The sequence below is a fragment of the Streptomyces sp. NPDC012835 genome (assembly GCF_042900885.1).
In the GTDB taxonomy this organism is placed as follows: Bacteria; Actinomycetota; Actinomycetes; order Streptomycetales; family Streptomycetaceae; genus Streptomyces.
The window spans coordinates 642,596-661,259 of the sequence record NZ_JBIBBW010000004.1 but is presented as its reverse complement, the minus strand read 5'-3'; the positions used below and the strand labels follow the sequence as shown (position 1 = coordinate 661,259).

The 18,664-nt window shown below is 72.9% G+C and carries 21 protein-coding genes and 1 pseudogene; 5 read left to right on the top strand and 17 right to left on the bottom strand.

What is annotated here, in order from left to right:
* Window positions 1–4 precede the first annotated feature (4 nt).
* The 3 genes from ACFY6S_RS21070 (at window position 5) to ACFY6S_RS21060 (ending at window position 2,402) form a co-directional block, all read left to right on the top strand.
* Window positions 5–838: an SDR family oxidoreductase gene (locus ACFY6S_RS21070; RefSeq protein WP_388829924.1), complete on the top strand. Its 834-nt coding sequence runs from the start codon at window positions 5–7 to the stop codon at window positions 836–838.
* A gap of 178 nt (window positions 839–1,016) precedes the next feature.
* Window positions 1,017–1,709, top strand: coding sequence for a uracil-DNA glycosylase (locus ACFY6S_RS21065; RefSeq protein ID WP_388829927.1), 693 nt, complete (start codon window positions 1,017–1,019; stop codon window positions 1,707–1,709).
* A 111-nt stretch (window positions 1,710–1,820) separates the two neighbouring features.
* The gene (locus ACFY6S_RS21060; protein WP_388829930.1) at window positions 1,821–2,402 is read left to right on the top strand and encodes a hypothetical protein; all 582 of its coding nucleotides are present in this window, start codon (window positions 1,821–1,823) and stop codon (window positions 2,400–2,402) included.
* 53 nt (window positions 2,403–2,455) lie between these two features.
* Here the strand turns inward: ACFY6S_RS21060 and ACFY6S_RS21055 are convergent, their stop codons facing one another.
* From ACFY6S_RS21055 to ACFY6S_RS21045, 3 genes and pseudogenes are all read right to left on the bottom strand, one after another.
* A complete protein-coding gene (locus ACFY6S_RS21055) occupies window positions 2,456–2,932 on the bottom strand; it encodes a hypothetical protein (protein WP_388829933.1) in 477 nt (158 codons plus the stop codon).
* A gap of 116 nt (window positions 2,933–3,048) precedes the next feature.
* On the bottom strand, window positions 3,049–3,567 hold the full coding sequence (locus ACFY6S_RS21050; RefSeq protein WP_388829936.1) for a DinB family protein: 519 nt from the start codon (window positions 3,565–3,567) through the stop codon (window positions 3,049–3,051).
* Between the two features lie 42 nt (window positions 3,568–3,609).
* A pseudogene (locus tag ACFY6S_RS21045) lies at window positions 3,610–3,960 on the bottom strand (TetR/AcrR family transcriptional regulator); the annotation flags it as partial.
* 53 nt (window positions 3,961–4,013) lie between these two features.
* Here ACFY6S_RS21045 and ACFY6S_RS21040 point away from each other — a divergent pair.
* Window positions 4,014–4,472: an FAD-dependent monooxygenase gene (locus tag ACFY6S_RS21040; protein WP_388829939.1), complete on the top strand. Its 459-nt coding sequence runs from the start codon at window positions 4,014–4,016 to the stop codon at window positions 4,470–4,472.
* Window positions 4,473–4,538: 66 nt separating this feature from the next.
* Entirely contained in the window at window positions 4,539–5,444 is a 906-nt protein-coding gene (locus ACFY6S_RS21035; RefSeq protein WP_388829942.1) for a Gfo/Idh/MocA family protein, read from the top strand.
* A gap of 24 nt (window positions 5,445–5,468) precedes the next feature.
* Here ACFY6S_RS21035 and ACFY6S_RS21030 read toward each other — a convergent pair whose 3' ends face one another.
* The 14 genes from ACFY6S_RS21030 to ACFY6S_RS20965 all read right to left on the bottom strand — a co-directional run bounded on the left by ACFY6S_RS21030 (window position 5,469) and on the right by ACFY6S_RS20965 (window position 18,602).
* The gene (locus tag ACFY6S_RS21030) at window positions 5,469–5,927 is read right to left on the bottom strand and encodes a nuclear transport factor 2 family protein (RefSeq protein ID WP_388829945.1); all 459 of its coding nucleotides are present in this window, start codon (window positions 5,925–5,927) and stop codon (window positions 5,469–5,471) included.
* A gap of 132 nt (window positions 5,928–6,059) precedes the next feature.
* Complete coding sequence (locus ACFY6S_RS21025) at window positions 6,060–6,836, bottom strand: discoidin domain-containing protein (protein ID WP_388829948.1); 777 nt, start codon at window positions 6,834–6,836, stop codon at window positions 6,060–6,062.
* Window positions 6,837–7,339: 503 nt separating this feature from the next.
* Complete coding sequence (locus ACFY6S_RS21020; RefSeq protein ID WP_388829951.1) at window positions 7,340–7,909, bottom strand: phage tail protein; 570 nt, start codon at window positions 7,907–7,909, stop codon at window positions 7,340–7,342.
* Window positions 7,910–7,912: 3 nt separating this feature from the next.
* The gene (locus ACFY6S_RS21015; protein WP_388829954.1) at window positions 7,913–9,865 is read right to left on the bottom strand and encodes a putative baseplate assembly protein; all 1,953 of its coding nucleotides are present in this window, start codon (window positions 9,863–9,865) and stop codon (window positions 7,913–7,915) included.
* On the bottom strand, window positions 9,862–10,272 hold the full coding sequence (locus tag ACFY6S_RS21010) for a GPW/gp25 family protein (protein ID WP_384180839.1): 411 nt from the start codon (window positions 10,270–10,272) through the stop codon (window positions 9,862–9,864). Before ACFY6S_RS21010 ends, ACFY6S_RS21015 begins: the two co-directional genes overlap by 4 nt.
* A gap of 6 nt (window positions 10,273–10,278) precedes the next feature.
* The gene (locus tag ACFY6S_RS21005; RefSeq protein ID WP_388829959.1) at window positions 10,279–10,560 is read right to left on the bottom strand and encodes a PAAR domain-containing protein; all 282 of its coding nucleotides are present in this window, start codon (window positions 10,558–10,560) and stop codon (window positions 10,279–10,281) included.
* 36 nt (window positions 10,561–10,596) lie between these two features.
* Window positions 10,597–12,504 carry a VgrG-related protein gene (locus tag ACFY6S_RS21000; protein WP_388829962.1) on the bottom strand — a complete coding sequence of 636 codons (1,908 nt, stop codon included), beginning with the start codon at window positions 12,502–12,504 and terminating at the stop codon, window positions 10,597–10,599.
* 6 nt (window positions 12,505–12,510) lie between these two features.
* Window positions 12,511–13,356, bottom strand: coding sequence for a LysM peptidoglycan-binding domain-containing protein (locus ACFY6S_RS20995; RefSeq protein WP_388829965.1), 846 nt, complete (start codon window positions 13,354–13,356; stop codon window positions 12,511–12,513).
* Between the two features lie 7 nt (window positions 13,357–13,363).
* On the bottom strand, window positions 13,364–13,801 hold the full coding sequence (locus ACFY6S_RS20990) for a phage tail protein (RefSeq protein WP_388829968.1): 438 nt from the start codon (window positions 13,799–13,801) through the stop codon (window positions 13,364–13,366).
* A 44-nt stretch (window positions 13,802–13,845) separates the two neighbouring features.
* Window positions 13,846–15,813, bottom strand: coding sequence for a hypothetical protein (locus ACFY6S_RS20985; protein ID WP_388829971.1), 1,968 nt, complete (start codon window positions 15,811–15,813; stop codon window positions 13,846–13,848).
* 31 nt (window positions 15,814–15,844) lie between these two features.
* Window positions 15,845–15,988, bottom strand: coding sequence for a DUF6760 family protein (locus ACFY6S_RS20980; RefSeq protein WP_388829974.1), 144 nt, complete (start codon window positions 15,986–15,988; stop codon window positions 15,845–15,847).
* Window positions 15,985–16,470, bottom strand: coding sequence for a hypothetical protein (locus ACFY6S_RS20975; RefSeq protein WP_388829977.1), 486 nt, complete (start codon window positions 16,468–16,470; stop codon window positions 15,985–15,987). The genes ACFY6S_RS20980 and ACFY6S_RS20975 overlap by 4 nt, the downstream gene beginning before the upstream one ends.
* Complete coding sequence (locus ACFY6S_RS20970) at window positions 16,470–16,913, bottom strand: phage tail protein (protein ID WP_388829980.1); 444 nt, start codon at window positions 16,911–16,913, stop codon at window positions 16,470–16,472. The genes ACFY6S_RS20975 and ACFY6S_RS20970 overlap by 1 nt, the downstream gene beginning before the upstream one ends.
* Before the next feature lie 114 nt (window positions 16,914–17,027).
* Entirely contained in the window at window positions 17,028–18,602 is a 1,575-nt protein-coding gene (locus ACFY6S_RS20965; RefSeq protein ID WP_389462586.1) for a phage tail sheath family protein, read from the bottom strand.
* Window positions 18,603–18,664 lie beyond the last annotated feature (62 nt).

Sequence of the window (18,664 nt, the reverse complement as noted above, 5' to 3'; positions counted from 1 at the left end):
GGACATGACGGAACCACAGGAGCAGCGCGAACAGCCGGGACAGCCCCGACCGTCACATCGGACGGAGCGGCCCGAGCGGTCGCCGCACGCGCCCGACACCGGGAAGGTCGCCCTCGTCACCGGAGCGAGCCGGGGTATCGGGTACGGCATCGCCGAGGCGTTCGTCGCGCGCGGCGACCGCGTGTGCGTGACCGGGCGCAACGAGGAGGCGCTGGCGGAGGCCGTCGAGAAGCTCGGCTCCGACCGGGTCATCGGCGTGGCCGGCAAGGCGCACGACGAGGCGCACCAGGCGCTGGCCGTGCGGCGGGTCATGGAGGTCTTCGGGCGGGTCGACTTCCTCGTCAACAACGCCGGTACGAACCCGGTCTTCGGGCCGATGGCCGAACTCGACCTCAATGTGGCACGCAAGGTGTACGAGACGAACGTCATCTCGGCGCTCGGCTTCGCCCAGCAGACCTGGCGTGCCTGGCAGCGGGAGAACGGCGGTGCGATCGTGAACATCGCCTCGGTCGCCGGTGTCTCGGCCTCCCCCTTCATAGGGGCGTACGGCATGAGCAAGGCCGCGATGGTCAATCTGACGCTCCAGCTGGCCCACGAGTTCGCCCCCGTCGTGCGCGTCAACACCATCGCCCCGGCCGTCGTCAAGACCCGCTTCGCCCAGGCGCTCTACGAGGGACGGGAGGCCGAGGCAGCCGCCGCCTACCCGCTCGGCCGGCTGGGGGTGCCCGAGGACATCGGGGGCGCCGCCGCCTTCCTCACCTCCGACCAGTCGGACTGGATCACCGGGCAGACGCTGGTGGTCGACGGAGGGATCTTCCTCAACGCCGGAGTCGGCTGAACAGCCGGGCGTCCGCCCCTCCGTGCTGCCCACCGGACCGGCCGGGGAGGAGATGTCCGCGGCCGGTCCGGCGGATGTGGGAGCCGAAGCGGACGAAGAGGCTGGCAGGGGCGGCTGTCAGTGGTGCCCGGTAGGTTCGGAGACCTCTACAAGTGATCGATTGCCGGAGGTTGTTCACGTGACCGACACCGACATGCTGCCCGAGTCCTGGCGCGGCGTCCTCGGCGAGGAGCTGGCGAAGCCCTATTTCAAGGAGCTGACCGGCTTCGTGGAGGAGGAGCGGGCGAAGGGCCCGGTCTATCCGCCGCGTGAAGAGGTCTTCGCGGCGCTCGACGCGACTCCTTACGACCGGGTGAAGGTGCTGGTCCTGGGCCAGGACCCGTACCACGGGGCGGGCCAGGGACACGGTCTGTGCTTCTCCGTGCGCCCCGGCGTCAGGACACCGCCCTCCCTGCGGAACATCTACAAGGAGATGAAGGAGGAGCTGGGCCACCCGGTCCCGGACAACGGGTATCTGATGCCCTGGGCCGAGCAGGGGGTGCTGCTGCTCAACGCCGTGCTCACCGTCCGCGAGGGAGAGGCCAACTCCCACAAGGGCAAGGGCTGGGAGAAGGTGACGGACGCGGTGATCCGCGCCGTGGCCGAGCGGCCCGATCCGGCGGTCTTCGTGCTCTGGGGGGCCTACGCGCAGAAGAAGCTGCCGCTGATCGACGAGGAGCGCCATGTGGTGGTGAAGGGCGCACACCCCTCGCCGCTGTCGGCGAAGAAGTTCTTCGGGTCGCGTCCCTTCACCCGGATCAACGCGGCGATCGCCGCGCAGGGCCACGAGCCCATCGACTGGCGCATCCCCGATCTCGCCGAGCGCGGCTGATCCACGACAGGCCGGGGGCCGGTGCCCGAGCCTGAGCGGGATTGTCCGTCAGGGCGGTTAGCTTCTGTTTGTCGGATTTACTGGACGGACGGGCAAGCGGAGGCGGTAGTGATGGAGCGGCAGCAGACGTCGGAGGACGCCGTCATGACCAGGATCGGTCAGGCGGCCATGCTCCTCCACGGCGGTGACCGCGAGGAGGCACGCAACCGGCTCGGTGCGCTCTGGGCGGAGATCGGCGAGAGCGGGCCCCCGCTGCACCGCTGCACGCTGGCGCACTACATGGCGGACACCCAGGACGATCCCGGCGACGAACTGGCCTGGGATCTGCGGGCGCTGACGGCGGCCGAGGGCCTCGGCGCAGACGCCGACGGAGAGCGCGAAGAAGGCGGGGAGCGCGGAGAGGGCGGAGAGCGCGAAGAAGGCGGAGAGCGCGGGAAGGGCGACGCGGCGGTGGTCGGGGAGGGGACCGGCCGGGACGGCGCGGGAGTCTCCTCGGCCGTCCGCGCCTTCTACCCGGCGCTCCATCTCAATCTCGCCGCGGACTACGCGAAGCTCCAGCGGCCGGAGGCGGCCCGGCTGCATCTGGACCGGGCGCGCGACGCGGCGGACGCGCTGGGTGACGCGGGGTACGGGCACGGTGTACGGGCCGGGATCGCCCGGCTGGAGCGGGCGCTCCGGGCGCGGGGACAGTGATGCCGGGTGCCGGGTGTCGCCCGCCGCCGCTGCACGCCGGTCGCGTGGAGCGGTCAACGGCCGTAGATCTCACGGCAGATCCGGGCCTGCGGGCCCTCCTCCGGCCACGGGCCGAGGCTCTCCCCCAGCGCGCAGACGTCGGCCGCGGTCCGTACGGTCGGCGGCGCCGCGGGGAGCCGGCCACCTTGCCGTTCGGCGGGTTGCCGCTCGTGCCGGGGCGGTGCGGCGGGTGCCTCGGCGGCGGGCCGGCCCGCCGCCGGCGGCGGTACGGGAGCGGAGGCGGGCGGCACGGTCGGCGCGGGGCTGACCGCCTCCAGCGCCTCCTTCGCCCGCGCCTGCCTGTCCCGGAGCGCCGCGCCGTCGGCGGTCGACCCCTTCGCCGCTTCGGAGGTGGCTCCTGGGTCAAGGCGGCCACTGGTGGTCTCCGGCCGGGGGACCGGCCCGGGGTGCGGCTCGACCGCCACACAGCCGGCCAGGGCCGTGACCGCCAGCCCGACCACTGCCATCATCGCGCTTCTCGTTCGCTCCACGGCGACAACTCTGCTGGTCGCCGGGGCCATTGCGGCGCAGAAAGGCGGGGGAGTGGCTCGGACGGGTGATGCCCGTCACCCCTGATTGCCGCCCGGACGGCGGCCCCGGCGCCGGCTCACTCGCCGGTCGCGCCGTCGAGGCGCTCGCGGATCAGGTCGGCGTGGCCGTTGTGCCGGGCGTACTCCTCGATCATGTGGACGTAGATCCAGCGCAGGTTGTACGGCTCGCCGGTGGCGCGGTCGCGGCGGCCCGCGCCCAGGTCGTCCAGGGAGTGCCGGGCGGCCAGTTCCCGGGCGCGGGAGATCTCCGCGCGCCAGACGGTGTGCGCCTCCTCCCAGGTGTCGTCCTCGCCGTGGTGGAAGTCCCCGTCCCGGTCCTCGTCGGTGAAGAAGATGGGGTCGGCCCGCTCGTCGACGAGCGTCGCGCGGAACCAGCCGCGCTCCACCTCGGCCATGTGCCGCACGAGCCCCATCAGGGTCAGCCCCGACGGAGGTACGGACGCCTCCTTGAGCTGTTTCTCGCTCAGTCCCGCACACTTCAGGGCGAGGGTCTCCCGGTGGTAGTCGAGCCAGCTCTCCAGCATGTCGCGTTCGCCCGCGACGGTGGAGGGGTCGATGCGTTCAGGTGTGGTCATGGCGGTCATCCTCACCCACGCGGGACCACCCCGGCCAGGAATTTATCCGCCGCCGCCGTTGCCGCCGCCGTCGTCCCTCGCGCCGCCGCCGTCGCCCCCGCCCGAACCGTCGCCGAGCATGCCCCGCAGCAGTTCGGCCAAGCCCCGGCGCAGCTCCTCCAGGGACGGCACGGAGCGGTGGTGAGAGCCCGCGGCGCAGGAGAACATCAGACCCTCGCACCAGGCCGCCAGGGAGTGCGCGTGCCGTTCGGGCTTGCCCGAGCCGACCGCCGTCATCATGGCGAGCAGCGGCTCGCGGAACTGCCGGCCCGTCGCGTCGTAGAAGGCCCGCAGCTCCGGGCGGCGGGTGGCTTCGAGGGCGAGTTCGTAGCGGGCGACAAGCAGTCCCGGATGCCCACGAGGAGAAGGCCGAGCTGACCCGGCTCTTCGGGGACTGGCGCGACCCCGTGCCCCGGATCATCGAGGCGGCCGACCCGGACTGGATCCTGCGCCACGACGTGTACGGGATGGGGACGCCGCTGCCCTCCTTCCACCGGGGCCGGGTCGCCCTCCTCGGCGACGCCGTGCACGCCATGCAGCCCAGCCTGGCGCAGGGCGGCAACCAGGCCATCGAGGAGGCCGTCGTCCTCGCCCACCACGTCGGCGCCGGTGAGCCGGGCCGCTTCGCCGCCGGCCTCGCCGGTTACTCCGCCGACCGGCTGCCGCGTACCGGCGCCGTGGTCCGCAGGGCCGCGCGGGCGAGCCGGATGGCCTCGGTGTCCAGCCCGGCCGGCGCCGCCGTCCGCGACCGGATGATCGCCGCGCTCTCCCGCTTCGGCCCCGGCCTCGTCCTGCGCGGCATGGACGGCATCGCCGACTGGTGCCCACCGGGGCGCACGTATGCTTCCCGGACATCACGACCGTAGGACCAGCGCGGCCGACCGGGGTCGGCGGGCGGGGCCATCGGCTCAGGACAGGCCAGGGAGGCCCACGTGAAGGTCGGCTGCATCGGGCTCGGCGACATCGCGCGGAAGGCGTATCTGCCGGTGCTCAGCACACTGCCCGGCGTCGAACTGCATCTCCGGACCCGCACCCCCGCCACCCTGGCCCAGGTCGCGGAGGTCTACCGCGTCCCGGCCGACCGGTGCCACGCCGACCTCGAATCCCTGCTCTCGGTGGACCTCGACGCCGCCTTCGTACACGCCCCCACCGCCACGCACCCCGACATCGTCCGCCAACTCGTCGCCGCGGGCGTGCCCACCTATGTCGACAAGCCGATCGCCTACGAGTACGCCGAAGCGGAACGGGTGGTGCGGCTCGCGGACGAGGCCGGCGTCAGCCTCGCCGTCGGCTTCAACCGCCGTTACGCGCCCGGCTACACGCAGTGCCTCGAACATCCCCGGGACCTGATCCTGTTGCAGAAGAACCGGGTGGGGCTGCCCGAGGACCCCCGCACCCTGGTCCTGGACGACTTCATCCACGTCGTCGACACCCTGCGCTTCCTGCTCCCCGGCCCCGTCGAACACACCGATGTGCGGGCGCGGATCCGGGACGGGCTGCTGTACCACGTCGTGCTCCAGCTCTCCGGCGACGGCTTCACCGCCATCGGCATGATGAACCGGCTGAACGGCTCCACCGAGGAGATCCTCGAAGTCTCGGGCCAGGACACCAAGCGGGCCGTCCACGACCTCGCCACGGTCATCGACCACAAGGGACAGCCCACTGTGCGACGGCGCGGCGACTGGGTCCCGGTGGCCCGCCAGCGCGGGATCGAGCAGTGCGTCCTGGCCTTCCTCGACGCCGTACGCGCCGGAGAGCACCTCAGCGCACGGGACGCGCTGCGGACTCACGAGATGTGCGAACGGGTGGTACGGGCGGCGCAGGACCAGGCCGTCTGACGAACGGGCTCCCGGCCGCCCCGATCAGCTGCCCTCCGGACGGCGGCCGGCGCGCCGCCAGGTCTCCCGCGCGACCACGGCACGCAGCAGCCACCCCGCGTCGCCGCGCACCAGCCCGAACGTGAACCCGCCGCCGCTCATCAGGTGTTCGCCCGACTCATGGCGCCGGGGGCTGAGATAGTCGGCCCGCAATTCGGCCTGGTCGCCCGGGTATCCGCCGAGATCCTGGATGCGCAGCAACCGGTTGACGATCAGATGCTGCCGTACCGTCCAGGGCCGCAGCGTGCCGGCCAGCCAGTCGCCCACCTCGGCGGCCGGCCCCTCGATGCCGCCCGCCGCCGAGTAGTCGGCGCGTCCGTCCGGGGTGAACAGAGCCCGGTATCCCCGCCAGTCGCCCTCGTCGACGGCCGCGGCGTAGCGGGTGACCACCTCGTCGATGACCAGACGGTCCATCACGGTCGCGAGATCCACACGCTGTGTCATCGCCTCAGTCTCCGGCAGCGGGGGCGCGTGGCCAAGAGCCACGCACGACCACGACGTATCCGATACATCCGATACCGCCGTACGACGGGTCGCCTCCCGTGCCCGGCCCGTACATGGTGTCCTGGCGCCGTCTCAGTTGCGGCCGAAGAACTCGACTTCGGCGATGGCGGGCCTGCGGCCCTTGCCCGCGCCGTAGATGTCGTCGATCGTCAGCCGCACCCGGACGACCTCGGCACCCCGCACGTCGAACGTCTGCTGGCCCGGCCGGTCCTTGAGGGTGATCCTCTTCTCGGTGGGCTCGCCCTCCGCCGGGTGCAGTGTCACGGTCAGCGCGGACGGACGGGACTGCGCGAGGAACTCGTCCTCCTTGGCCGATCTGCCCGAGAAGACGACCAGCGCCGTCATCCGCACCGGCTTGTCGAAGTCCACCTCCAGGAACTCCCCGGTGCCGGGACCCGCTTCGGCCGGCACCCAGAACCGGTTGGTGTACGTGTCGATGGCCGTGCGCGGCGGATGGTCCGACAGGAAGCTGGACGCGCGGATCCGGCTGGGGCGCAGTTCGTCGGGGGTGCCGGTGCTGTCCCGGGTGAAGTCCAGCGCCTCGGGCAGGTACGGGCGCGCGAACCAGAAGGCGCCCGCGAGCACGGCCAGCGTCAGCGGAACGGCCAGACCGGGGCGGCGCCACAGCCGCAGCCGGGGTCGCGTCCCGGCCTTCGGCAGGACACGCCGCCGGCGGCGGAGAATCCGGCGCCACCACGGCAGCGGCACGTCGGGGGGCGGTCCGGGATCGAGGAGCAGGCCGCAGCGCCCGCACAGGGTGCGGTCCGGTTCGTTCTCCGTACGGCAGTTGGGGCAGCGGAGGGCCGCGCCCCGGGGCGCGGCCGGGCGCGCGGCGGGGCCGGGCCGCACCGGCTCGTCGGGCTCCTCGCCGGGCCCCGGTACGGGGGTGTCCAGCCGGTCCCCGGGGCGGCGCGGCCCCGCCGGGACCGGCGACGGTGCCGGGGGAGGGGCAGGGGCCGCAGCGGGAGCGGCCGGTGGAGCGGCGGGGCGCGGCGGTGGACCGGGCGGCGGGTCCGGCGGCGCCGACCGGGCCGACGGTGTCGGGGGGACCCGCGGTGTCGGGGGCGGCGGTGGCCCCGGCCTCGGCTCCGGCGGCGGTACGGGAGCGGGCGCGGGCTCCGCCGTACCCGCCGTACCCGCCCGGGGTCCGGTGCCGCTCGCCGCCGGCTCCGTACGGGCGGCCGAAGCGGGTCGGCCCGGATCCGTGCGGCCCGGATCCGCGCGGCCGCGATCCGCGCCCGCGCTCCCGCCCGTATCCGGGTCCCCGCGCGTGTCGCCCCAGTCCAGAAACGTCTCGCAGGACGCGCAGAAGGCCGAACCCGGCGCATTGCGGTGCCCGCACTCCGGGCACCTCATGACCGCGCCCCGGGCGCCCCCGGAGCCTCCGCCGGCACGATCTCCAGCGTGTACCCGACATGGGCCGGGATCTCGTCCTCGATCAGCTCCTCCAGCGCCACCCGGTTCACGCCCGGAGGATCGGCGACCCTCAACCGGACGGCCACCCAGGGCCGTTCCTCTCCCGGCAGCCGCGCGTACGGCGTCGGCGACCAGCCGGAGCCACCGCTCTCGGTGATCTCGGGGTCCACCCCGGTCCGTCGCCGGATCGCCTCCGCCAGCCCGCCGCGCGTGCCCCGGCGGCTGTGCCGGGCGACCGCCCCCGCCACCGCCGCCCGGCGCCGGTCCACCGGCTCGTCGCCGTGCGGCTCCACGGCCACCCACTGCGCCACCCAGTCGAGGAAATCCTCGGGCGCGCTGCGCGGATCGAGGTGCGCCGGCAGATTGTCCAGGGTCAGCTGCACCGGGGCGAGCACATCGTCCAGGGCCGACAGGAACCGCAGCAGGAAGTCCTGCTCCAGATAGAGCGCGGGCAGCAGCTCGGCCAGCGGATGCGGGGACGGCAGCCCCGCCACGGTTCCGCGCATCGCTCACGCCTCCCTGATCCGCAGCTGGTGTTCATAGCTGAAGGCCAGCGCGTGCCGGTCCAGGGCGATCCTGGTGGTCGCCTCACCGCGCTGCCCGGTCATCGGATCGGCCGGGAACAGCCGTACGTCCTCCACGAGATCCACCTCCGCCACCCGCTGGAGCACCGCGAACGCCTCGCCGGACTGGATCGGCCGCCCGAACGGCCAGCCCTGCCCGTCCGGGCCGCCGGTCAGCGGATTGAAGTAGCCGTACAGCGCGGCCAGCGCCTCAGCGCGCAGCCGCTCCACCACCGCGCCCCGCCGTGCCTGCACCGAGGCGACGACCGTCACCCCCTGGTAGAACGGCGGCTCCACCATCAGCCGGGCACCGATCGGACGCCGCTCCTCCAGATGACTCCTGATCTGCTCCAGGGTGTCCGGCGGCGGCGTCAGTTCGTCGAAGCCGACACGGCCCTGCGCGTCGCCGCGCCCCGACGGTACGACCAGCAGCCGCACCCCGCCGCCGTCCGCGTCGCGCCCCGCCGGTACGCAGTACACCCGCGCCGCGTCCGGGGCCACCTCGCGGGCCAGCAACTCGTAGTCGTGCGGCACGACCGCGCGGTGCAGCGTCCGCAGCGTCATCGGGCCGCGCACCCGGGCGCTCTCCACCGTCTCCCCGTCCACCCCGCCCAGCGCCGCGCGCCGGTTCTCCACCCGGGCCACGAACGGCAGCGAACTGCGCAGGACCCGCAGCGCTCCCTTGGCCACGTTGCCGCGCCGGCCGCCGCCGGTGCGGTAGCCGCGCACCCGTACGGGGCTGCCCTTGCGCGGCACCGCGCCGTAGTACCGCAGCCCGCCGTCCCGCTCCCGTACGGCCGGACCGAACTCCACCCGGCCGGAGTTGGGGTCCAGCGTGATGTGCCGGTCGTCCGGGCCCGAGTGCGCGAAGTCGTCGACCCGGGTCCAGTCGGACCAGCCCGACCCCTCGTCGACGTCCGCGACCTCGACCACGAACTCCCCCGGCACCACCGGCGGCCTCGCGAGCAGGAACGCCTGCCCCGGTACGCCCTCGGCCGGGCCGAGGATCTCCTCGCGCACCGTCTCCGCGTGCGCCGCCTCCACCGTGGCGCCGATGGTGAAGGCGGTGATCCGGCGCACGGTCGGCGAGGCGACATAGCGGGGCTGGCCCGGCTCCGCCTCCAGCAGCCGGCAGCGCAACCAGCCGGCGGTCCGCCGTACGACGGTCGAGGTGGTGTGCGTACGGGGCAGATGGAGGATCAGTTCGCCGGACCTGTTGAAGCCGCCGGTGTCGTCCTTCTCGATCTCGCAGGCCCGCCACTCCGTGCCGTCCCACGCCTCCCAGCGCAGCGGCGGACGGAGCGGGTCCACGCCCACGCCCTCGATCCGGCAGTCGAGCCGCACCACGACCACCCCCGTCGGGACCGCGCCGGAGAGCCCCACATAGAGGGCGTCACCGGGGGTGGGAGTGGCGCCGAAGCACGGCACGTCGCGGCCGAGCGCGAGTTCCTCGGACCGGTCGGTCGCGTCACCCGCCGCCGACCGGGTGGCCAGATGCGCGTACCCGCACGGCACGATCGACAGATCCTGGCTCGTGGTGAACACCACCGCCTCGTCCGTCTCGGTGCGGACGGTGGCCACCTCGGTGCCCGCCCGGACCCGCACCGGCTCGGGCTGGGGCGCGGAGAGCCGGAAGGTGACCTCGGTGCGGGCCGCCGTCGGCGGGTAGAGCCGCACGCCGATCAGGTCGAGGAAGGTCAGATAGTTCTTCTCCGGCACCCGGTTCAGCCGGTAGACGAGCTGGTCGACCATGGTCGCGAACGCCTCGATCAGCGTCACACCGGGGTCCGAGACATTGTGGTCCGTCCACTCGGGACAGCGCTGCTGGACCAGCCGCTTGGCCTCGTCCACCAGGCCCTGGAAACGGCGGTCGTCCAGATCGGGGCTGGGAAGCGTCACGCGCCGTCCTCCTCGTGCTGCGGGATCACATAGAACGGGAATACGAGATTCCGGGGGTCGTTGGAGCCGCGTACGGTGTAGCCGATGTCGATGTAGAGCACCCCGTTGTCCGCCTCGTCGAACCGGACCGTCACCTCGGCCACCTCGATCCGCGGCTCCCAGCGCTCCAGCGCGAGCCGCACCTCGTACGCGAGCTGCCCCGCCGTACCCGCGTCCGCCGGGGCGAACACGTAGTCGTTGACGGCGCAGCCGAACTCCGGCCGCATCGGCCGCTCGCCCGGCGAGGTCGCCAGGATCAGCCGGATCGACTCCTCCAGCGCGCGTTCCCCACCGACCAGCGCGATCGATCCGGTGGCGTCCGTGCGGGGCGGAAAGGCCCAGCCCGCGCCGATGAACTGCTCACCCACCGTCCCTCACCCCCCGATCAGCACGGTCGCGCAGCCGGACACCACGGGCGACCCGCAGGCCGCCCGGTCACCGACGCGTGCCGCCGGTCTGCCCCCGATCAGCACGGTGGCGCTGCCGGGACCGGCGAGCGCGGACGGCGGGTGTACGGCCGGGGGCGGGGCGGCACACTGGTGCGGGGTGCCGACCGTGGCGGCGGGCCTGCCCCCGATGAGCACCGTCTCCACGCCCTGCGGGCCGACCGTCCCCGGGTGGCCCGTGGGGTCGCCGACGCGTGCGGCTGCCGACATCTGTCCGTACTCCTCTCGACGCCCGTACGGGACGGGCTAGTTGATCCTGACCAGCGGCGCGTTGATGGAGCAGGTGGTGCCGCCCTTGATCTCGGTGCGCGAGGTGCCGTTGACCGCGACCTGGCTGCCCTGCACATCCAGCGCGCCGCCGGTGGCCAGCCGCAGCCGGCCCGTCCCGCCGTCCACCTGGACCCCCGTACGGGCCGTCAGTTTCACCGAATCACCGCTCAGTTCGAGTACGCCCTGCCCGGCGTCCAGCGCCACCCCGCTCCCCGCCGTGATCGACACCTGCTTCCCGGCCTCGATCACCACCCGCCCGTCGCTGTGGACGACGACGGTGGTGCCCCTGCGGTCGAGATCGATCTTCAGCTTCCCGTCGCCGGTCACCAGCCGTACGCCCTGCGGGCCGTTCGCCGCGTCCAGCAGCTCCAGCTGATTGCCGCCCTTGGACGCGAAGGCCCGCCGGTTGACCGCGCCACTGGTCGGATCGACCAGCTCACCGCCCTCGGTGGCGCTGCCCGCGCCCTCCCCGCCGCCGCCACGGGACGGCTTGTCCTGACCGTTGTAGAGACCAGCCAGCACATACGGCCGGTCCAGGTGCCCCTGCTCGAACCCGACCAGCACCTCGTCGCCCACCTCGGGGATGAACGCCTCGCCGCCACCCGTACCGCCCGCCTGCGCCGTACGCGCCCAGTCGCTCGCGTACTCGTCCGACAGCCACGGGAAGCGCACCTTCACCCGGCCCAGCCCCTCGGGATCCTGCGTGTCCGTCACCGTCCCATTGACCAGCCCGGAGCAACTCCCGCCCGCCGAAGCCCCCGAGCCGCCGCCCGCCGCACCCGCGCCGCCACCGGTCAGCCCGAACAGCGAACGCTCCTGCTGACCCGAGACCGTGATCCAGGTCTCGTAGCCGCGCACCGCGTCGAAGACATGACGTGAGGAGGTGACCGTGTAACGCCCCTCGAACGGCGCCCCGACCGCGTTCAGCGCCACCGCGCTGCCCGCCCGTACCTCCGGATTCCCCCTGATCACCGCCTCCAGCTCGGCGAACGACCCCGCGATCCGCTCCGCCAGCGCCTTCGCCGCCTGGTCCACCTGCGCCTGCGTGCCGTACGCGGCGTCCGTCACGACGAAACTCGCCTCGCCGAACGGCGCCGACACCTCGGCAGCCGTCACCCCCAGCTCCAGCGTCGACGTGTTCCCGGCCGGCGCCCGGCCCACCAGCGGCTGCTTCGCCGCCACGTCCCAGCCCCGTACCTCGACCTCCGACACCTGCTCGGCGGCGGACACCCCCGCCCGGCACCGGATCAGATTGGTCCCCATCTCCAGCACCAGCGGATTCTGCTCGGCCCGCGCCGAGCCGTCCGGCGCGCCGCTCGCCTCGGCGGGCCTGGTGACGTGCAGGCTGCCCTCCAGCACGTACGCCTGAGCGCCCGCCTCCTCCGCGAGTCCGCGCACGAAATCCCAGTCGCTGATGTTCGGTTGGGCGACATGAGCCAGTACGGGACCCGCCACGTCGATCGTCCCGGGACGCAGCCCCGCCCGCTGCGCCACCTGCGCGCAGATGTCGGCGAGCGTCATGTTCTGGTACCCGGCGACCCGGCGGCCCCGGAACAGCCGGTGCGAGTCGTCGAGCCCGCGCACGACCGTGAAGGTGCCGCTGTCGTCGATCTCCACCTCCAGGGCCGTGACGACCCCGGTCAGCAGCGGCGTGGCGGACGGCCCGCCACCGGCGTGGGCCAGCAGCCGGACCTCGCCGCCGATCTTGAGCCCGGTCCGCTCCAGCAGGACCCGGCCGGGGTCGCGGAAGCGCAGTACGAAGAGATCGGGGAGCGTACGGCTGTCGTCCACGTAGCCCTCGACCAGGGTGTTGGCGAGCGCGGGCGGCAGCGGACTGCCACCGAACTCGACCACCAGTGCCTTGGCGACACTCTGCTGAGCCATCCGCTCTCACCTCGGCCGATTCTGCGCGGGACGCTGTTGGTGGGACTGGTGGGACTGGTGGGGCTGGCCCTGGAGCCGCGCGTCCTGGAGCCGGCCCAGTTCGTCGAGCGCGGGCAGCAGCAGCTCCTGGCCGTGGGGCAGCCGCATCGGGTCGTCGATCCCGTTGGCCTCCGCGATCACCCGCCAGGCGGCGGGATCGCCGTACTCCCGGTGCGCGAGTCCCGGCAGCGAGTCCCCGGAGCGCACCCGGTGCACCCGCCGCGCCGCCAGCGCGCCCGAGGTCGGGTTCTGCCCCGGTGTCTCCCCGCTGATCTCCTCCATCGTCACCTGGCACAGCGCCCGGATCGGCACGCCCGAGGTGGTGAAGAGGGTGTACTTCGCCTGCACCTGGCTGACATAGCCGGGAAAGCCGGTCAGACCGCCCCAGTGGAAGATCACCCACGGCGGCGAGGAGCGCTGCTGCTGCCGGGTCTCGCTGGTCGGCACGCAGCAGGCGAACAGCTTCTCCACCGAGGTCACCACACTGCTGTCCTGGGTGTCGCTGGCGTCGAAGAACATCTCGACCGTGAGCTTGCTGGGCTGCGGCCCCTGGTACTCGGGCGGGCCCGAACTCTTCGCCCCCTTGGCGGGCGTGCGCTTCCAGGACGCCGCCTTCGTCAGGCTCAACTCCTTCGGGTTGAACTGGAAGTCGATGCGCCCGCACGGCCCGCCGGGCGTCAGACCGCCCCCCGCCGGCGGGGTACGCAGCTCCAGATACGCGTGCTCCAGCTTGGGCCTGGCGGAGCCCGCCGCCCGGGCGGCCGAGGCCGTACCGGAGGTGCCGGCGGCGCTGAAGGCGATAGGACCGCTCATCGTCGGCTCAGCCCTCCATCACATAGCCGTGATGGGCGATCTCGATGGTCTCGACCGCGACCTTGGGCGACTCGGGGGTGAACGAGGGCCCCGTCCAGCGCACCGGCACCACCTCCAGCAGCGCCCACTGCGCGACCTTGCGGCCGTCGCCGGTACGCGCCTCGATACGGGCGGTCTTCCGGCTGAAACCGGTCGTCATGCTCGCGAACCACTGGGCGACCTTCTCCGTCTCCCGGGTCAGAGGCCGCGAGAGCTTCACGTTCGAGTACTTGAGCCGGGTGGGCAACTGCCAGACGTGGCCGTTGTTGCCGCCCTCCTCACGCGCTTCGAGGACCACTTCGCAGCCGAGACCGTCGCAGGTGTTGAACGAGCCGAGTTCGATGTCGTCGACGGTGACGACGAAGGAGACGCTGACGGCGGGATCGTCGTGGTCGGTCGGTGCCATGGGGTACCTCTCGCTCGTGGTTCCGCCGCTCGGTGCCTGGCGGTTCAGTGCCTCGTGTTGATGAGGAATCCGGCGCGTTCGCGTTCGAGCCGCAGATCGGCCTTGAGGAGGCGGCTGAGGGGCGGATAGAGGGCGCGTACGAGTTCATCGGTGACCGGGGGCGTGCCGGGCGGGGCGGCCGGTGGTGGGCCCTGGCCGGCGCCGGCCGAGGCCGCCCCAGGGAACTCGGCGCCCGCGTCGGGCTCGGCTCCGGGGTCGGGGTCCGGGGCCGGTTCCGGGAGGGGAACCGGTTCGGGATGGGCCTCGGGGACGGGGTCGGGCGTCGGCGGTTCGCTGAACCCGGTGGCGCGCTGCGCTGTTCGGTGCGTCGGGGCGCTGGGGGCGCTGGGGGCGCTGGGGGCGCTGGGGGTGTTGAGGGCGCTCGGGGCGCCGCCGAAGACCACACTGCCGTCGGCCATCCGCTGGGCCACGCCCGCGGCGACGGCGACGGAACCGGCGTCACGGAAGGGCGACCCCGTACCGGTCGGGCGCGGAGCGGACGGGCCGGCGCCGGACGGCCCCGCGCTGGGGCTCCCGCCGGTCACTGACCGCTGGGCCTGCGGGACGACCGATCGCGGGGGCGGCGGGCCGCCGTACGTCCGGCGCTGGAGCGGCGGGTTGGCGGCGGCCCCGGGCGACCCGGAGGCGGGAGCGACGGAGGAGACGGGGGAGGCGGACGAGACGGAGGAGGTGAGGGACACGGGAGAGGCGGTACGGGAGGAACGTGCCGACGCTGCGTTGTACGAGCGCTGTACGGCCGCCCCCGGACCGGGCACGTCCCAGCGGACCGGCACGGCGGGGGCCCCGGCGCCCGAGTCCCCCGGGGCGTCGGGAAGGCCGAGGGGAGCGTCCGGCCCGGTGACGAAGAGGGGGACCGCCCGTTGAGCGATGAGCGGCGCCACCGGACCGGACGCGGTCTGTGGGGGCCGGGGGACCAGTGGGTGCGTGACGTCGAGACGTTGGAGGGGCACGGGGGCGGCGAAAGAGGGCGTCGAGCCGTCGTGCCCGTGCTCGTGTCCCCGCCCGTGCTCGGGGAGCCGTCGCGGGTGCGGCGCACGGGGCTCCGGCGCCTCCTCGGGCACGCGCTGCACCGGCCCCCCATGCCGGGCGAGGGTCGGCGTGTCGCCCAACAGGGGGTTGACCGGTGCGTCCGAGGGGGACGGCGCAGGGCCGCTCCCCGGCTCCGTCTCCGCCACGGGGCCGGGCAGCCGCGCCGCCACCTGCCGCTGGGCCGTGAGCGGCAGCTCTGCCAGCGGTGCTCCGAGCCCCGGCGTGGCAGGACGCGTAGGGGGCGTGGACGCCGGGCGCGCAGCCGCTGACCGCTGGAGGGGCGGCCCCGTGACATCCCCTACGGGTGCGGAGGGCGATCGTCCGGCCCCGGTCTGGGCCCCGGCCCTGTCGCGGGAAGGCTCGGCCGAGGCGGCTCCGGTCAGGGACGGCTCGATGGGGCGCTCGCTCATCAGCTGCCGTACCGGAAGCTCCACCGGCGCGGCAGCGGCCGAGAGGAACGTCGGCGCCGACGCGGACTCGGCGCGCTGGAGGGGCACGGCGCTCGGCTGCGCCTGCGGCGACGTACGGCCCTCGGGGGCGGGCCAGGAGGCGACGACGCGGTCACCCGGATCGGGGCCCGGGTCCGTACCGGTCCGTTCCGTACCACCCGTGACACTGGTGTCGAGACCGTGTACCAGACCGGAGGGCGCCTCGGGGCCGACCAGATGGCCGAGGGGAGCTGTGGACAGGGTGGTGTCCTGCCGGCTGCTCAGTGAACCCTCGAAACCGCCGGGGTCCGTGACCAGGTCCGGCGCGCTCAACACCCGTTGCACGGACGGTAGTTCACGCCAGGCGTCCCGGCTTCCGCCCGCCTTCCCGGCCTCCGGGGACGGGGCGTCGGCCAGGGGCGTGCTCGGCGGGGTGGCGCTCCGGGACGCATCCCCGCCCGTACGGTCACCACGCAGCCAGGACAGCAGTCCCATGGGCCCCTCGCCCTCCCCTCATCGTGTCTCCTCATGCCCCGGTGAGCCGGGCGATCTCCGCCGCGTACCGCAGCCGTTCCGCGTGCTCCAGGTCGAGCAGCTGGTCGAGCGGCCAGTGGAAGTGATAGGCGAGGTACGCGACCTCCTCGTAGAGCAGGTCGGCCGCGTACGTCACGATTCCCCCGGGCGACCACCCCCGCCGCCCCCGGCCAGATCCACGGCGAAGTTCTCCTGGCAGGACGGGCAGGTGACGGCGGCCCTGGTGTGCCCCTCGGAGTTGATCCGCCGGTAGAAGTCCTGGAGAAAGGCCAGGTCGGAGGCGAACAGATCCTCGATGACCCCCGGGTGGATGTCCTCGACCGTGCCGATCCTGCTCACCACGCGGGCGATCAGGACGACGGACAGGTACGCGGAGTTCTCCCGTACCCGGTCGTCCCGCAACGGGATCAACTCGTCGCGGGCGGTGGCCAGCCGCATCACCCCGGAGCGGTGCACGGTGCCGGCGTCGTCCACGTACCCGCGCGGCAGCTCGAAGGCGAACTCGGTGCGCAGACTCTCGCGGGGTGAGGACCCCCGACCGTGGTCCGGCTGCCTCGCGGGGGAGGCCGTGTCCGAGGGGGGAGGCAAGGGAGGGGAGGAGGACAGGGTGCGCCGCATCAGTCGACTTCCATGCTCTCGTAGGTGATCGCCAGCTTCTCCGTGAGCACGGAGGTGTCGCCCGCCTTCAACGTGCCGATCTCCAGTGACTTCGGCCAGGCGTTGATCAGCTTGTAGCGCTTGATCGCGATGCCCTCGTAGTCGTACACGATGATGGCGCCATTGCGCCGGGCGTCGGCCATCCGGCCGAACCGGGAGTCCTTGATCCAGCGCTCGAAACTGTTGTCCTCGGTCAGACCACGGCTGACCGTGACCTCGCCTGCTTTCGGGCGTCCGGGCAGCTTCTTGATGGCGTACTTTCCGTCGGTGGTGTTCTGCTTCAGCTCGATGACGTCCTGCTCCATCTTCAGACCACTCACCTCGGTGATCTGCTTGATGACGACGCTGTCGAATTCCAGGCCGAAGGAATGCCCGACGGAACTGTCGAGATCGGGAAGTGGCACTACCAGCCTCCAATACGCGCGTAACGCTTACGGATCTCTTCTCGGACCCCGGACTCTTCTCGGACCCCGGACTCTCCTCGGACTCCGGACTCTTCTCGGACGCCGGACTCTTCCCTACTCCTCGACCGCGCCCATCCCCGCGGTGAGCTGGGACAACCGGAACACCACGAACTCGGCCGGCTTGACCGGCGCCACCCCGATCTCGCAGATGACCTGCCCGGCGTCGATGATCTCGGGTGGGTTCGTCTCGCGGTCGCACTTGACGTAGAACGCCTCGTCCGGCGTCAGCCCGAACAGTGCCCCCCGGCGCCACTCGTTGACCAGGAACGCCGAGACCGTACGCCGGATACGGGCCCACAGCGCGTCGTCGTTCGGCTCGAACACCACCCACTGGGTCCCGGCGAGAATGGACTCCTCCAGGTAATTGAAGAGACGCCGCACATTCAGGTACCGCCACGCGGGATCGGATGTCAGCGTGCGGGCTCCCCATACGCGAATTCCGCGACCGGGAAAAGCCCGAATGCAGTTCAGGCCGATCGGGTTGAGCAGGTCGTGCTCGTTCTTGGTGAGCTGGGTCTGGAGGGACACCGCACCCCGCACGACCTCGTTCGCGGGCGCCTTGTGCACGCCTCGCGAGGCGTCGTTACGGGCCCACACCCCGGCGACATGACCGCTCGGCGGCACGAAGGCGTTGCGGCCGGCCGCCGGGTCGAAGACCTTCAGCCACGGGTAGTAGAGCGTCGCGAACTTCGAGTCGAACCCGGCCGTGTCCGTCCGCCACACCCTGATCTGCTGCGGGCTGAGACCGGGGGGCGGGTCCAGGATCGCTATCCGGTCGCCCATCAGCTCACAGTGGCTGATCAGCCCCTGCTGCACCGCGAGCACCGACTCCAGATCCAGCCCACCGCGCTCGTAGGCGCTCATGAGATCCGGTACGGCGACCATGGTGACCTCGTCGATCGCCTCCAGCGCGCCGAGACCGGTGCGCTGGTCGGGATCGCCCACGTACTCCTCGGCCGACAGCGGACCGGTCACGCCGGTCGCGGGGCCCGAGCCGGGGACGGGGCCGAGCGTGACGGTCTGCGCCTCGGGCCGGGCGGGCGCGGCGCCGCGCCCCGGCTCCTGGACCTCGATCAGCTGCGACTGGGCCTTGACCTGGGCGACGACGTTGTCCTTGCTGCGCTTGGTCGACACCGACGGGTAGGTCTCCACGACCGTGCCGTCGCGGGACACCCGCAGGGTGAAGACGTCCTGCGGCGGATCCTCCGCCTCCGGCTCCGCTACCTCGACGGTGATCTCACCGGTCACGCCGGGCAACGTCCGGACGAGGTACGGCCCGAGCGGTGTGTCGGCGCCGACGGGCAGCGCCCCGGACGCGGCCGTGTCGCCCTCCGCGTCGCTCCCGCCCGTACCGCCGGCTCCCGCGCCTCCGCCGATGCGGATGACATAGCAGGTGCCACCGCCGTTGGCGAAGAAACCGTAGACGGAAGAAGCGAGGTAGGTGCCCTCGACGAAGTCACCGAACTGACTGACGAACTGGCCCCAGTTCGCGATGAGAGTCGGCTCGTTGAAGGGCCCGCGCCGGGCGAAGCCGACAAAGGCCGCGACGGAGGTTCCCACTCCTTCGATCGGCCGCGATCCGGACTGGACTTCTTCGACGTAGACGCCCGGGGACAGATACGAGGGCATGCAACTCTCCTTGACCGGGAACAGGGCGCCTTGGCCGGGGGAACGCGCGACGCGGGACCTGG